Origin of the sequence: Nioella aestuarii (genome assembly GCF_050896395.1) — a bacterium.
In the GTDB taxonomy this organism is placed as follows: domain Bacteria; phylum Pseudomonadota; class Alphaproteobacteria; order Rhodobacterales; family Rhodobacteraceae; genus Nioella; species Nioella aestuarii.
Genome location: NZ_JBPBBA010000002.1, coordinates 84,793 through 99,392 on the forward strand (window position 1 = coordinate 84,793; position 14,600 = coordinate 99,392).

A 14,600-nucleotide genomic window follows, 5' to 3' on the forward strand; every position below is an offset into this window, starting at 1 on the left:
TCAGAGCGCGGGCTTTTTCTGCAGAAGCTGCATCACGTCGGCCATTTCCGGCCCCCGCTCCAGCCCTGTCACCGCCTTGCGAAGCGGCATGAAGAGGCCCTTGCCCTTACGGCCCGTGGCCTCTTTGACTGCGTCGGTCCAGCTTTTCCACGTTTCCGCGGAATAAGGCGGTTCCGGCAGCATGGCGAAAGCGTCGGCCACGAAGTCCCGGTCTTCATCTGCCACCAGTGGCGTCGCACCGTCACGGAACAGGTGCCACCAGCCCGCGATATCGTGGCGAGTGGTGATATTGGCGCGGGCGACGTTCCAGAAGGTTTCTGCCAGATCATCAGGCACACCGATCTCGGCCACCTGTTCAGCTACTGCGGACAGGGGCTGAGTATGCAGGAAGCGGGCAGTCAGCGGGTAGAGGTCTTCGACATCAAACTTGGTGGGGGCGGACCCGAAATGGGACAGGTCAAAGCCGTCGGCCAGCTGGTCCAGCGTTTCGCACAGCTCAATCGGCTGCGACGATCCAAGCCGCGCCATGTGGGACAGAAGCGCCATCGCTTCCACCCCGTTTTCGCGCAGATCCTTCAGCGCCAGCGTGCCAAGACGTTTCGACAGCGCCTCGCCCTGCGGGCCGGTCAGCAACGAATGGTGGGCAAAGGACGGCGCGGAAAACCCTAGGGCTTCCATGATCTGGATCTGCGTCGCGGTGTTGGTCACATGGTCAGAGCCGCGCACCACATGGGTTACGCCCATATCTGTATCGTCCACCACTGAGGCGATGGTATAGAGCACCTGCCCGTCCTGCCGGATCAGCACCGGGTCAGAGACAGATGCCGCATCTATCGAGAGATCACCGAGAATACCGTCAGCCCACTCAATCCGTTCCTGATTGAGCTTGAAGCGCCAGACGCCCTGTCCTCGTTCCGCCCGCAATGCGGCTTTCTCGTCATCCGACAGCTTCAGCGCAGCACGGTCATAGACCGGTGGCTGGCCCATGTTGAGCTGCTTCTTGCGCTTGAGGTCAAGCTCCGTGGGCGTTTCCCACGCCTCATAGAACCGCCCTTTCTCGCGCAGCTCATCGGCAGCGGCGGCGTAGCGGTCCAGCCGGTCGGATTGTCTTTCGATCCGGTCCCAGGTCAGCCCCAGCCATTCCAGGTCGCGTTGGATCTGGTCCGCATATTCCTGCTTGGACCGCTCCGGGTCGGTATCGTCGAGGCGCAGGATGAACTGCCCCCCGGCCTTCTTGGCAATCAGGAAGTTGAACAGCGCGGTGCGCAGGTTCCCGACATGCAAGTATCCGGTGGGGGACGGGGCGAAACGGGTAACGGTCATGGATCTCGGACTCCTTCGGATCGGCTCGATCCTGTTTCACAGACGCGCCCATTTGTCCATGGGGCGGCGGGGGATCAGTGTTTTGGTGGGTTCCAATCGGCAGGGGGCACGTTGCGTCGGCGCAGGCGCAGAGCCAGCCCCACGGCGACGCCAACCCCGATGGCCACCGCAACATCGGCCAAAACCGTCAGGACCAGCGTCAGCAGCAGCAACAGCAGATCCGCCCGGGGCAATGCCAGATGCGCGCGCCAGTGCTGTGGCTCGCTCATGTTCCAGGCGGTTAGCAACAACAGCCCGGCAAGGGCGGGCATGGCAAGATACCCTGCCAGAGGTGCCGCAACGAGCATCACCAGAAGGATGGTCAGCGCATGGACCAACCCCGCCACAGGGGTCTTGCCCCCGGCCCGAACATTTGTCGCCGTGCGCGCGATGGCCCCTGTCGCGGGAAGTCCGCCAAACAGCGCCGATCCGATATTGGCCGCGCCTTGTGCCAGCACCTCGGCGTTGGATCTGTGGCGGCCGCCGATCATACGATCGGCCACCATGGCGGACAAAAGCGACTCCACCCCGGCAAGGAACGCGATGATGATGGCTGAGGGCAGCAATTCCACGATCCGGGCATAGGTGATCTCCGGCAAGCGCGGCGCGGGCAGGGTTGAGGGCAGATCCCCAAAGCGGGACCGAATGGTATCGACAGGCAGATCAAACAGCACCACAAGGCCGGACGTGAACGCCACCGCCACGATCAGGCCGGGCAGGCGCGGGAACATCCGGCGCAGTGCCCAGATCAGCAGCATGGTCAGCGCGCCGATACCTAGCGAGGCGGCGTTGAAGCTGCCGCGCGCGTCCCACAACACGCCCAGTTTCTCAAAGAACTCTGCCGGAACATCGGCGATGGACAGGCCCAGAAAGTCCTTTAGCTGGCTTGTTGCGATGATCACTGCAATGCCAATGGTGAACCCGTTGATCACCGGCTCGGGTATGTAGGAGATCAGACTGCCCGCCCGCAGCGCCCCGGCCACCAGCAAGATCACCCCCGCCATAAGCGTCGCCAGCACCAGCCCGTCATGGCCATGCGCGGCGATCACCCCATAGACCACGACGATAAACGCCCCTGTCGGCCCCCCGATCTGCACCCGGCTGCCACCAAGCAGCGATATCAGAAAGCCGCCGACAATCGCAGTGATCAGCCCGGTTGCCGGATCGGCGCCCGACGCGATGGCGATGGCAAGGCTAAGGGGCAATGCCACCATCGCCACGGTTATGCCCGCCGCCAGATCGCCGAGAAACAGCGGCCTGCTATAGCTCTTCATCGTGGTGATCAGCTTTGGCGTCATGGCGCAAGTATTCAGTGCCTTGGCCCGGTGACAAGCGGACAAATTCCCGCCCGCACCACGCCTATCAACTTTGTGTGACGATGCGGCCAGGGGCGGAAAGAACGCTATCCTTTCTTCCACATCGCCAATCTGCGGAGGATCCTATGTCGACCTTGCAACGCCGCTCTTTGCTGCAACTTTCGCTTGCCGCGCCGTTCATCAGCCTGTCAGCCGGGGCGGTTCGGGCCGAGGCCCCCGCAATGGGTGCGTCCTTTGCCCGTCACCGCCGGTTCACGCTTGGCAGGTTTGAGGTGACGACCCTGCTGGCAGGCACCACCCCGCGGGACGACCCGCATGGGCTCTTCGGCACCAATGTCAGCGCCGAGGAATTTGCCGAGGTCAGCGCCGCGAATTTCCTATCGGCCGAGGTGGCCCAGTTTTTCTTTACCCCAGTCGTGGTCAATACCGGAAGGGAGCTGATCCTGTTCGACACCGGTCTGAACCCCGACGCGATCACCAATGCCCTGGCAGCCGCAGGTTACACCCCGGACCAGGTGGATATCGTAGTGATCACCCACATGCATGGCGATCATATCGGCGGATTGTCGGATGCCGGAACACCAACGTTCCCTAACGCGCGCTATGTGACGGGTCAGACAGAGTTCGACCATTGGGACATGTCCGGCAATGATGGGTTTGAAAACAAGGTGCGCCCGCTGGCCGACAACATGACCTTCCTCGAGTCAGGTCAGGATGTCGTCAGCGGCATCACCTCTGTCGCCGCGTATGGCCATACGCCGGGCCACATGGTGTACCATATCGAAAGCGACGGCGCGCGGCTTATGCTGTTCGCGGATCTGGCCAATCACCCGGTCTGGTCACTGGCCAACCCCGATTGGGAGTTCCGCTTTGACATGGACAAGGCCGCTGCTGCCGCAAGCCGCCGCCGGGTGTTGGACATGATCGCCGCTGACCGTATCCCAGCCGTGGGCTATCATATGCCCTTCCCGGCGCTTGGCTTCGTCGAGGCCAACGGCGACGGGTTCCGGTGGGTGCCCGAACAGGGTCAGTTCATGGGCTAATCGGTGATCGGGCCGTCGCCGACCCGCGGGTGTACGCGCGGCCCGTCCGATACACCCATGACCAGCACGATCTCATCGGGGCGCGGGGCATCTGCCATGCCTACCGTCATTGTGTCGAAATGGGCGAAGGACCACGCTTCGTCCTTGTGGCCTAGCGGCAAGTCAATCTGCGCGCCAAGCGCGGCCACCTTGGCATTCGACGGGATCAACGCGTTGCCGCCCCCCACGGCGGCGCGCATAGGTTTGCCGAGCTTGGGATGGATCATCGCGGCGCCGTGCTCCATCTCTCCAGCCACACCGACAATCGCGGCCTTGCCATAGCTGATCGGATCACCCGGCAATTGCGCCACGGCTTCTGCCAACAAGGTCTCGCCAAGCGTGCCGCCGAGGTCAAAAAGTTCCGACAGATCGGCCCCATGCTGGCCCGTGTAGGGGTTGCTGACCACCGCAAGAACCGCCACCCGTGTGATCGGCTCGCAGGGTTTGCCCGAGGCGTCGGACCGAATGACCTCTCGGATAAAAACCGTCTTTCTGAATGGCATGATCGCGCCTCGCTCTGAATCTGCCATGAGTCTAGACAGAAACCGGCCAATCCGTCACCAATTCCCTTCTCAAACCGCCGCTGCCAACACATCTGGAGCATATGACCGATTGGACCGACCTGACCCCGCCCGATCTGGCTACGTTCGAGCAACTCGCCGAACGCGCTCTGCTGGCCTTGCCGGAACCCTATCAGCAAGCGGCGAAGCAGGTTGTGCTGCGGATCGAGGATTTCGCCAGCGACGACATGCTGGACACATTGGAGATTGAAAGCCCGTTCGAGCTGACAGGGCTTTATGAAGGTATTCCGCTGACCGAGAAATCAGTGATGGATCAGCCGATGGGGCCGGATGTGATCTGGCTCTTTCGTCGCGCGATCCTGGAGGAATGGGCGGATCGGGGGGATATCCCGCTTGGCCATCTGATCGGACATGTCTTGGTGCATGAACTGGCCCATCACTTTGGCTGGTCCGACGCGGATATCGCCGAAATCGACCCGTGGTGGGAATGACGCTTGACCCGCATGGCGCGACACGCAAGCTGGCCTCATGCGATTTTTGTTAATGTATCTTTTCCTGATGAGCGGCGCGGCTTTTGCCGATGCTTGCACAAACTCCCCCAGGCCGTTCTGGTCCACCGCCTGCGGCGATCCCCTAAGCCGCGCCGTAACGTTGGAAATGGAGGCGTTGATAAGTGCTGTAAGGGACAACCCTTTGCAGCATCCGGGCACATGGGCAGCCCACGGAATGCGCGCCGAGATGGTCTATCAGCAATTGAACGCCTGCCAGGCCGAGGCTGACCCGCACGCCTGCCTTCTGTCCGTCGCGGCCGGATTTATCGCCGAACTGCGTAGCAGCCCGCAACTGCCTGCTGACTATTCTGGCCTGTCCCGCGCGCCGGTTGATCTGCTGTGCCCCGCCTACGCCCGGCCCTTTCAATTGACACGGTTGGATACGGACCCAGCCCTGATCTGGGCCGTTCCAGGAAACACCCTGCTGACTCACGATCCAGCGGTGCGTGACGTGTTCTACGGGGGGAACGGTGCGGATGGCCCGATCGAGCTGGGAATCACACCGTCGGGGCAAGTGATGCTGACCGGCCTGACAGGCCACCCGATGCCATGCATGATCAGGGATGAGGACATTTTGCGCTAGGTGGGTTGAACCGGCCAATGCGTTGCCAGATCCTTTAACCCGGCGCGGATCAACTCCTCCAACACACCCATGTCGATATCGGCCAGCTTGTTCACATAGAGGCAGGATTTCCCGATCTTATACTTGCCAAGCTGTGACAGGATTGGCCCGAAATCCGCGTATCCCGGCATGATGTAGATCGACAGGTTGGCCTTGCGCGGGCTGAAGCCGGTTGCAAGGAAATCCCCCTCTCGCCCGCTGGCATATCGATAGTGATACTGCCCGTAGCCAATGATTGTCGGCCCCCACATCTTCGGCTGAAACCCGGTCACGCGGCGAAACAGATGATCCAGGGCCTCAGCATCGGCACGGCGAATGGGGTGTTCGACCGCAGCAATAAAACCCGCAGGATCGACGGGCGTCATACAGGTCTTGTTCTGCGCGGTTGTCATGGGCGGGCCTCCTGCCGAGGGAGAGTAACAGCAATCGGCCCGCCAGCGAAGGGTCAGGCGTAGCTGACCACCTCGATCTCGATATCGTCGGGACCATCGAAATAGAACCGCCGGCCCGGTTCGTAATCGGCGTGATTGTGCGGATGGAACCCTGCCTCTTTGACCTTCGCCTCGATCGCATCGAGATCTTCGACCACAACGCCGATATGGTTCAGCCCGCCGGGGGTGCGATAGCGATCGGGCGCTTTCATCTGCCCACCCTGCGAATAGGCCACTACATAGCTGTCATCGTTGCCCACATGGATGGAATGCCCACCCCCCTTCGCGTCGCCCTGCCAGCGGATGCGCCAACCGAAGAGCTCAATCAAAAGGTCCGCCATCTTCTGCGGGTCACTGACGGTCACGTTCACATGTTCCAGAAAAGCTGCGGTCATTGTTCATCTCCTTCACGCTTGATTCGCTTTCTGGTTCTATGGTGTAATTCCTAAAGCTTACTTTAGCTCAAGAGGTTTTTCATGCGCCGCCCCGGGGATATGCTTCCTATTGGTCGAATTGCCGAAAGAACCGGCATGGCCGTGTCCGCCATCCGTTATTACGAAACTGAAGGGCTGGTGCATCCGATCCGCACTGCGGCAGGGCAACGCCAGTTCCGACGATCGGATATCCGGCGGCTCAGCTTCGTGAAGATCGCGCAGGAGCTGGGGTTTTCGTTAAACGAGATCCGCGAAGAAATGGCGAAGCTGCCAGAAGGGCGCACGCCGACCAAAGCCGATTGGGAAAAAATCAGCCGCCGGTTTCGCGAGGTGCTGGACGAACGCATCGACCGGCTACAACGCACGCGTGACAAATTGGATGGCTGTATCGGCTGTGGGTGCCTGAGCTTGAAAAGCTGTGCGCTGTACAATCCCGATGACGAAAAGGGCGCGCGCGGGGCCGGCCCGCGCAATATTATCGACGCTTAGCGGAAGGCCGGACCATGGCACCAGATGGTGAGCGAACGGCGCTCTCCATCGGTCACTGGCGTGACCCGGTGCAACACGAAAGAGGGAAAGATCGTTGCGGCCCCTTGCGCGGTATCTGCGGTAACGGTGCCTGCGCCTGGCATCAGTTCAAGCTGTCCACCGGAGTAGGCTGAAGGCACTGAAAGCTGCACAACCATGGTCAGCTTGCGGCGAGACGCCAGCCGCCCGTCCCCGATATCGGAATGCCAGTCGAAATGCCCCTGCCGGTCGGCGCCATAGCGGGCGACCTGTGCGGATTCGGAGAAATCGGTCAGGTCATAGCCATAGACCTGCCGATTGGCTTCGCGCACCAGCGCAATGATCTTGTCCATTACCCAATTGCTCCCCTCGACCTCATCCAGCCAGACCAGATCGGCCCGGCGCAGGTTGTGGTCGGTGGCGTTGCGCGTCAGGCCTGCATCTGTGGCGGGTGCAGTCTCCGCGAGGGTGGTGATATGGGCACATTCTTCAGACGAGAAGGCTGCCGCTACGGTGTGGATCTGGATCATGGGAAGGGGGCGTCCGACATGTGATCCCCGCAGGTGCCCGATTACACGTGACCCGTCGCGCCGGAATGCGACCGGAGGGACGGATTGCGACGGGTTTTCGTCACCCGTTCGGCACGTCGACCCGCGCGCAGCGGCGCCCAATGAGTTTTGTCAGATGACAGGGCTTAACTCGGGTCCCGCCACCGGTTCACGATCGGATAGCGGCGGTCGAGCCAGAAGGCGCGTTCGGTCAGCCGTGCGCCGGGGGCGGACTGGAAGCGCTTGTATTCCGAGATGTAGATCAGGCTTTCCACCTTCTTCACGGTCTCGCGGTCATAGCCCATGGCGACCACATCGGCGACGGAAGCCTCCTTGTCGATCAGCATTTCGAGGATCACATCCAGCACCTCATAGGGCGGCAGGCTATCCTCGTCCTTCTGATCCTCGCGCAACTCGGCAGTGGGTGGCTTGTCGATGACGCGGGGCGGGATGACCTCTCCCGCGGGGGCCATCATCCAGGGGCGGTGGTTCAGGTTCCGCCAGCGGCAGGTTTCGAACACGCGGGTTTTGTACATGTCCTTGATCGGGTTATAGCCACCCGCCATGTCGCCATAGATCGTGGCATAGCCCACGGCGACCTCGGACTTGTTGCCAGTGGTCAGCAGCATTTCCCCAAACTTGTTGGACAGCGCCATCAGGATCACACCGCGCAGGCGGGACTGGATGTTTTCCTCAGTGAGGTCCGGGTCTTTTCCCGCGAAGAGCGGCGCCAGGGCCTCTGTCATCGCGGCGCGGGGACCAGAGATGGGGACCGTGTCGAGCCGCGTGCCAAGCGCCTTGGCCACGGCGGCGGCATCATCGAGCGATTCCTGCGACGTGTATTCAGAGGGCATCATTACGCAACGGACATTGTCAGGCCCCAAAGCATCGGCGGCAATCGTCGCGACAATGGCGGAATCGATGCCGCCGGACAGCCCAAGCAGAACCTTCTTGAACCCGGTCTTGCCCAGATAATCGCGCACCGATTCGACCATGCAGCGGTAATCGGCCTCCCATTCATCGGGGAGATGCGCCTTCTCACCCTCAACCGCGCGCCAGCCATCAGCGGTGCGTTCAAAGTCCACATGGGTGAGCGTTTCATCCATGAAAGGCATCTGCATCGCCAGCGCCCCGCCGGGGTTCAGCACAAAGCTTGCCCCGTCAAAAATCTGGTCATCCTGTGCCCCGGTGAGGTTCAGATAGGCCAGCGGTAAGCCGGTTTCGATCACGCGGGCCACGGTCACGGCCTGACGGATGTTCATCTTGCCGCGATGATAGGGCGAGCCATTTGGCGAAATCAGGATCTCGGCGCCGGTTTCCTCCAATGTCTCACAGACATCCTCGAACCAGCAGTCCTCACAAATGGGGAAGCCGATGCGCACCGGACCCACCTGGACCGGGCCCTGCATCCCGCCCGCATGATAATAGCGTTTTTCATCGAAAACATTGTAGTTTGGCAGGTGATGTTTCAGCACCGTCGCCTGCACCTTGCCGCCCTGAAGGATGAAATAGGCGTTGAAGGGTTTGTCACCGCCGGGCCACGGCCCCCCGATTCCGATAGCCGGGCCATCGGCGCAATCGGCCGCCAGTTTTTCCACCACTCGCGCCACATCAGCGGCGAAGGCGGGTTTGCGCACTAGATCCTGCAACTGGTAGCCGGTCACGAACATCTCCGGGAAGGCAACCAGATCCGCGCCTGCAGCTTTCGCCTCGGCCCAGGCTTCGCGGGCCCTTGTCGCATTGGCCTCCAGCGCGCCGACTGTGGCGTTCAACTGCGCAAGCGTTACTCGGAAAGTGTCGGACATGGGGCCTCGCCTCGGGTCGTTACCAGACCGCCTTTTAGCAGATCACCGCGCGCCGCCAAGCCACCCGGGTCAAAAGACATTGCGAGGTTAATCCCCCTCCACTAGGTTTACCTGCGACACGGGCAACGAAAACCTCAAAGGGGGCATCTGGTGAGCCAAGCAGGTAAAGGCTTCCTACACCGCGTTTTCATGGCAGGCAGCACCGCGCTGTTGCTGTCCGGTGCCGCTTGGGCGCAGGACAGCGGTGAGGTCGAGATCCACATGTACGAAGGTGGCGGGATCTACGAAGGGACGTTCCGCAATGGGGTCCAGCACGGGACCGGCACCTATCGTTTGCCCAATGGCTACGAATATACCGGAGAATGGGTCGATGGCGAGATTCGCGGTCAGGGCCGTGCGGTCTTCCCCGATGGCTCGATCTACGAAGGCGCTTTTGCCGAGGGGCGGCCGCAGGGTTTCGGCTCGATCACCTTCGCCGATGGATCAACCTATGAAGGCGAATGGTCCGAGGGCCGCATCAACGGTCAGGGCGTCGCGCTCTATGCCAATGGCGTGCGCTATGAGGGCGGCTTCCGCAATGCGCTACACCACGGCACCGGTACGATGGATAGCCCCAATGGCTATCGCTATGAAGGCCAGTGGGTGAACGGTCTGAAACAGGGCGCAGGTCGCATCACCTACCCTGACGGCGCCGTCTATGAAGGCAATTTTGAGAATGGCCAGCGTCAGGGACAGGGCCGCTTGGAGATGCCCGATGGCGTGATCTACGAAGGCCAGTGGCAAGCCGGACAGATCAACGGCACCGGTACGCTGACCCAACCCAATGGCGACGTCTACGAAGGCCAGCTTGTGAATGGTCAGCGGCAAGGACAAGGCGTGGTGCGCTACGCCAATGGCGACCGCTACGAAGGCGCGTTCGCCAATGATCGCCGCCATGGGCAGGGCGAGTTCCGGGGCGCTGATGGCTATCTCTATGTCGGTCAGTGGATCGACGGGCGGATCGAAGGCATCGGCACGGTCACTTATCCCGATGGCTCCGTCTATCAGGGGGCCTTCCGCAATGATCTGGCGCATGGGCGCGGGGTAATCACCTATGCGGACGAATCAACCTATGACGGCGAATGGGTCGAAGGCGTGATTCAAGGCTTCGGCATTGCGCGCTATGCCAATGGGCTGGTGTATGAGGGCCAGTTCCTGAACGCCCGTCAGCACGGCCAGGGCGTCATGACCTATACCGATGGCTACCGCTACGAAGGCGCTTGGCAGGACGGGCTGCGCCACGGGCAGGGCATTGCCACCTATGCCGACGGCACAGTCTACGAGGGCGGCTTTGTCGCTGGCCAGCGCGAAGGCGAAGGCACCCTGACAATGCCTGATGGATTTACCTATGTCGGTGAATGGCAGGGCGGAGAGATCAACGGAACCGGCCGTGCCACCTATGCCAATGGCGATGTCTATCAGGGCCGCTTCGTAAACGGCACACGGCAGGGTGCGGGCACCATGACTTACGCCGCCACCGAAGATCAGGAAGCGCGCGTTGTTCAGGGCATGTGGGAAGAAGGTCGGCTCGTGGTCGACGCGGATACGGATGCAGACGGGACAGATGAGGAAGCATCGGCTTCCGATGACGCAACCCCAGTGCCCCCGACCGAGGCAACCGGCGATGGTGACAGTCAATAAGAGTGACACCACAAAAGCCGTGCGCATTCTAAGAAGGGCGCATCGGCAAGCCTGCCCCCAGTGAATCGGGGATTTGGAGGATCTGTGCTATGGTTCCCTAAACGGGAGGAAAACCAATGCACGAAGGCAAATGTGCTTGTGGTGCTGTGACCTACAGCATGAAAACCGATCCGATGTTCGTCCATTGCTGCCATTGCAGTGAATGCCAGAAGCAAACGGGATCTGCGTTCGTCTTGAACGCAATCATTGAAACGGATCGTGTTGAATACAGTGGCCCGATAAAGGAAATGACTTTGCCGACCCCAAGCGGAAAGGGTCAGGTCATCAGCCGATGCGAGAATTGCGGTGTCGCCGTTTTCAGTAGCTACCTGATCCGCCAAGGCAAGCTGCTCTACATCCGCGTCGGGACATTGAACCACCCGGAGAATTGCCCGCCGGATGTCCACATATTCACGTCGAGCAAACTGCCGTGGCTAAAGATTGAAACGGACATCCCGGTATTTGAGGAGTTCTACGTATTCAAGGATGTCTGGCCTGCCAAGGCGTATGCACGCCTACAAGCCCTGTTCGGAGACTGACCGCGACCCGGCCTGATCTGTCTTGCCCCGGCCTAAACCGGGTCCCCTGCATTCAGCCGGGCTAGTACGTGATCGGCATCGTCCAGCACCACCGTGCGGCGATCTTCGGGCATCTTGTCCCAGGTCCGGTACATCTGGGCCATGCGCGGATTGCTGGCAAAGCGGTCCCTGTGGCGAACCAGAAAGTGCCAGTAGAGCAGGTTGAACGGACAGGCATCCGGACCGGTCTTTACTTTTACGCCATAGGCGCAGGTTTTGCAGTAGTCCGACATCTTCGAGATGTAATTCCCGGAGGACACATAAGGCTTGGACCCCACTACGCCGCCATCGGCAAACTGGCTCATTCCGAGGGTATTCGGGGCCTCGACCCATTCATAGGCATCGGCATAGACGGCCAGATACCACTCGTGGACCTGGGCGGGATCAACCCCTGCCAGCAAAGCGAAATTGCCTGTCACCATCAATCGCTGGATGTGGTGAGCATAGGCCTCTCGCCTGGTGACGCCGACCGCCTCCTTCATGCAGCGCATCTGCGTTTCGCCACCCCAGTAGACCGGCGGCAACTTGCGGCTGTGGCCAAGCACGTTGCGTGCGCAATAGTCAGGCCCTTCACGGAAATAGACCCCACGCACAAATTCGCGCCAACCGATGATCTGGCGGATGAACCCCTCAACCGCATTGAGCGGCGCGCGCCCCGCGCGATAGGCCGCCTCGGCGCGGCGACAGACCTCCAGCGGATCCAGAAGCCCGGCATTGATGTAGACCGACAGCACCGAGTGAAACAGGAAGTCCTGCCCCGACACCATCGCATCCTGATAATCGCCAAAGCGCGGCAGAGCCTGGTCAATAAAGTCATCAAGCGCATGGTTGGCCTGATCTGGGTCGGTGGCAAACCAGAACGGGCGCAGATCTCCGAAGTTCTGGCCGAAACGCTGTTCGACCAGGGCCAGCACCTCCTCCGTCACTGGGTCAGGGTCGAACCGCGACGGCATCGGCCCCGCCAGCCCCTTGGGCGGCCCCTTGCGGTTGTCATGATCGAAATTCCACTGCCCGCCTTCGGGCTGGTCCCCGTCCATCAGAAGGCCCGTCTTGCGACGCATCTCTCGATAGAAGAACTCCATCCGCAACGCCTTGCGGCCCTTGGCCCATGTCTCGAATTCCGAATGTGCGCAAAGGAACCGGTCATCTTCCAGCAGGTGCACGGTCAGAGGATGATCCCGCAGCGCCTCAATCAGCCGCCATTCGCCGGGTTCCGTGGCGATCACCTCGGACGCCCCGAACTCCTCCGCCCGCCGCAGCAGCTCCCCCCCGATGGAGCCGGCATTTTCCGGATCATCCAGCCGTGTATAGGCCACGCGCCAGCCCTCATCCTGCAACCGTCCGGCGAATTTGCGCATCGCCGCAAACAGGAACGCGATTTTCTTGGGGTGGTGCGGGACATATCCCGCCTCATCGGCCACTTCAGCCATCACCACCACATCGCGTGTTTTGTCAGCCTTGCGCAGCGCCGCCACGGTCGGTGTCAACTGATCTCCAAGGACAAGCACAAGACGCGGGGTCACCACGGCACCGCCTTGCCTGCCCAATCGAAGAACTGGCCCGTATCCTCCGGCGACAGGCTGTCCATTACGCCGACAAGGTTCTGCGCTGCCTCGTCGGGTGACACCGATCCATGTCGGGCAAGGTAAGGCCCGGTCAGTCCGGTCTGCACCGTGCCGGGATGCAACGACACCAGAATGGCTTGTTTCCGAAGCCGCCCGTACTCGATGGCCGAAGTTCGCAGAATCTGGTTCACCGCCGCTTTGGCCGCGCGGTAGCTGATCCAGCCGCCAAGCCGGTTGTCACCGATGGACCCCACCCGTGCCGACAGAACAGCCACCACGGACCGGCGGTCGCGCGGCACCAGCGGCAGGACGTGCTTCAACACAAGCGCCGGGCCAATGGCATTCAGAGCGAACTGCGCGGCCATGGCGTCAGGGTCCAGCGCGCGGATGGTCTTTTCAGGCGCGGCATCTCCGATCTGAAGTGCGCCCGTTGCCACCACGATCCGATCGAACGTGCCGTCCAGCCCGCCAAGGACCCGCGCAACGCTGTCCTCATCGGTCAGATCCAGCCCGTTTGCACTCCGCGACAGGCGCACAACGTCACCCCGTGCCGCCAGCGCGTCGGCTAGTGCCGCGCCAATCCCGCCCGACGCCCCAATAATGAGTGTTCTGTGCTGTGTCATGATCATGCAACTAATGCGCTCACGGCTCTGGTCAAACACGCATCAGTTTCGCATTCTGGCCTGGACGCAACAGGACCGAGACATGACGAAACCCATTATTTACCATATTCCCGTCTGCCCCTTTTCGCAGCGCATCGAGATCTTGCTGGAATTGAAGGGTCTGCGCGACGCGGTGGAGTTCCGCGTTGTCGACATCACCAAGCCCCGTGACCCAGAGCTTCTGGCCAAGACCCGCGGCACCACCGCGCTGCCAGTTCTGGAAACCGAGGATGGCAGGATTCTGAAGGAAAGCCTCGTCATCATGCGCTATGTAGAGGAACGGTTCTCGGGCACGCCCGTGGCGCGCACCGATCCCTATGAGCGCGCCATCGAACGGATGATGATCACCCGCGAAGGCCCCTTCACGATGACCGGCTACATGATGGTCATGAACCGCGACCGGGCGAAAAGCGGGGAGTTCCGGGAAAAGATGCTGGACCACTACGCCTGGTTGTCGGATTTCCTCGACCATCACAATCCCGGCGGCCTATGGCTGTTCGACGATTTCGGTCTGGCCGAACTGGTCTTCACCCCGATGATGATGCGCTTCTGGTTCCTCGACTATTACGAGGGCTTCGAGATCCCCGACGAGCCCCGCTTCGCCCGCGTCCGCCGCTGGCGCGAAGCCTGCCTTGCCCACCCCTCCGCACAGCAGGTGTGCTACGACGAGATCGTGAAGCTTTACTACGACTACGCCATCGGGGCCGGAAACGGCGCGCTGCCCGAGGGGCGGCAAGTGTCGAGCTTTACCTTCACACCCGACTGGCCGGACCGCCCGATGCCACCGAAAGACAAGTACGACCGCATCGCCGGCGATGCGGAGCTTGGGTTGGTCTGAGGGGGGTGGCTTTCATAGGGCGTAACCCTTCGCGTCATCACCTTTCGTGGGAGAACGAG

The 14,600-nt window shown here is 61.4% G+C and carries 16 protein-coding genes; 7 read left to right on the forward strand and 9 right to left on the reverse strand.

The features are described from left to right. Both gltX and ACROHD_RS01955 read right to left on the reverse strand, forming a co-directional pair. Window positions 1-1,323: a glutamate--tRNA ligase gene (gene gltX / locus ACROHD_RS01950; protein WP_432675599.1), complete on the reverse strand. Its 1,323-nt coding sequence runs from the start codon at window positions 1,321-1,323 to the stop codon at window positions 1-3. Window positions 1,324-1,397: 74 nt separating this feature from the next. Beyond that, a complete protein-coding gene (locus tag ACROHD_RS01955; protein WP_432675600.1) occupies window positions 1,398-2,660 on the reverse strand; it encodes a SulP family inorganic anion transporter in 1,263 nt (420 codons plus the stop codon). A 143-nt stretch (window positions 2,661-2,803) separates the two neighbouring features. Between ACROHD_RS01955 and ACROHD_RS01960 the strand changes: the two genes are divergently transcribed. Beyond that, window positions 2,804-3,721 carry an MBL fold metallo-hydrolase gene (locus tag ACROHD_RS01960; protein WP_432675602.1) on the forward strand — a complete coding sequence of 306 codons (918 nt, stop codon included), beginning with the start codon at window positions 2,804-2,806 and terminating at the stop codon, window positions 3,719-3,721. On the opposite strand, the gene ACROHD_RS01965 is transcribed toward ACROHD_RS01960, so the two are convergent. Then, a complete protein-coding gene (locus ACROHD_RS01965) occupies window positions 3,718-4,263 on the reverse strand; it encodes an amino acid synthesis family protein (RefSeq protein WP_432675603.1) in 546 nt (181 codons plus the stop codon). The genes ACROHD_RS01960 and ACROHD_RS01965 overlap by 4 nt on opposite strands. 101 nt (window positions 4,264-4,364) lie before the next feature. On the opposite strand from ACROHD_RS01965, the gene ACROHD_RS01970 reads away from it, so the two are divergent. Further along, the gene (locus ACROHD_RS01970; RefSeq protein WP_432675604.1) at window positions 4,365-4,772 is read left to right on the forward strand and encodes a metallopeptidase family protein; all 408 of its coding nucleotides are present in this window, start codon (window positions 4,365-4,367) and stop codon (window positions 4,770-4,772) included. A 37-nt stretch (window positions 4,773-4,809) separates the two neighbouring features. Next, a complete protein-coding gene (locus tag ACROHD_RS01975; RefSeq protein WP_432675605.1) occupies window positions 4,810-5,415 on the forward strand; it encodes a hypothetical protein in 606 nt (201 codons plus the stop codon). Here ACROHD_RS01975 and ACROHD_RS01980 read toward each other — a convergent pair. Continuing rightward, window positions 5,412-5,846 carry a DUF1801 domain-containing protein gene (locus tag ACROHD_RS01980; protein WP_432675606.1) on the reverse strand — a complete coding sequence of 145 codons (435 nt, stop codon included), beginning with the start codon at window positions 5,844-5,846 and terminating at the stop codon, window positions 5,412-5,414. The two genes, ACROHD_RS01975 and ACROHD_RS01980, sit on opposite strands and share 4 nt — an antisense overlap. Before the next feature lie 53 nt (window positions 5,847-5,899). Next, complete coding sequence (locus ACROHD_RS01985; RefSeq protein ID WP_432675607.1) at window positions 5,900-6,280, reverse strand: VOC family protein; 381 nt, start codon at window positions 6,278-6,280, stop codon at window positions 5,900-5,902. A gap of 81 nt (window positions 6,281-6,361) precedes the next feature. On the opposite strand from ACROHD_RS01985, the gene soxR reads away from it, so the two are divergent. Then, window positions 6,362-6,808 (forward strand): redox-sensitive transcriptional activator SoxR, encoded by a 447-nt coding sequence (soxR, locus tag ACROHD_RS01990; protein ID WP_432675608.1) that lies wholly within the window; start codon window positions 6,362-6,364, stop codon window positions 6,806-6,808. Here the strand turns inward: soxR and ACROHD_RS01995 are convergent. Together ACROHD_RS01995 and ACROHD_RS02000 are read right to left on the reverse strand one after the other, a co-directional pair. Continuing rightward, window positions 6,805-7,356: a 2OG-Fe(II) oxygenase gene (locus ACROHD_RS01995; protein WP_432675609.1), complete on the reverse strand. Its 552-nt coding sequence runs from the start codon at window positions 7,354-7,356 to the stop codon at window positions 6,805-6,807. The two genes, soxR and ACROHD_RS01995, sit on opposite strands and share 4 nt — an antisense overlap. Window positions 7,357-7,520: 164 nt before the next feature. After that, window positions 7,521-9,179, reverse strand: coding sequence for an NAD+ synthase (locus tag ACROHD_RS02000; protein ID WP_432675610.1), 1,659 nt, complete (start codon window positions 9,177-9,179; stop codon window positions 7,521-7,523). A gap of 189 nt (window positions 9,180-9,368) precedes the next feature. Here ACROHD_RS02000 and ACROHD_RS02005 point away from each other — a divergent pair, with 189 nt between their 5' ends. Together ACROHD_RS02005 and ACROHD_RS02010 are read left to right on the forward strand one after the other, a co-directional pair. Next, a complete protein-coding gene (locus tag ACROHD_RS02005) occupies window positions 9,369-10,859 on the forward strand; it encodes an MORN repeat-containing protein (protein ID WP_432675820.1) in 1,491 nt (496 codons plus the stop codon). 116 nt (window positions 10,860-10,975) lie between these two features. Continuing rightward, window positions 10,976-11,437: a GFA family protein gene (locus ACROHD_RS02010; protein ID WP_432675611.1), complete on the forward strand. Its 462-nt coding sequence runs from the start codon at window positions 10,976-10,978 to the stop codon at window positions 11,435-11,437. 32 nt (window positions 11,438-11,469) lie between these two features. Here the strand turns inward: ACROHD_RS02010 and ACROHD_RS02015 are convergent, their stop codons facing one another. Together ACROHD_RS02015 and ACROHD_RS02020 are read right to left on the reverse strand one after the other, a co-directional pair. Continuing rightward, window positions 11,470-12,999, reverse strand: coding sequence for a cryptochrome/photolyase family protein (locus ACROHD_RS02015; RefSeq protein ID WP_432675612.1), 1,530 nt, complete (start codon window positions 12,997-12,999; stop codon window positions 11,470-11,472). Beyond that, on the reverse strand, window positions 12,996-13,664 hold the full coding sequence (locus ACROHD_RS02020; protein WP_432675613.1) for an SDR family NAD(P)-dependent oxidoreductase: 669 nt from the start codon (window positions 13,662-13,664) through the stop codon (window positions 12,996-12,998). Before ACROHD_RS02020 ends, ACROHD_RS02015 begins: the two co-directional genes overlap by 4 nt. An 82-nt stretch (window positions 13,665-13,746) precedes the next feature. Between ACROHD_RS02020 and ACROHD_RS02025 the strand changes: the two genes are divergently transcribed. Further along, a complete protein-coding gene (locus ACROHD_RS02025; protein WP_432675614.1) occupies window positions 13,747-14,541 on the forward strand; it encodes a glutathione S-transferase family protein in 795 nt (264 codons plus the stop codon). The last annotated feature ends 59 nt before the right edge of the window (window positions 14,542-14,600 follow it).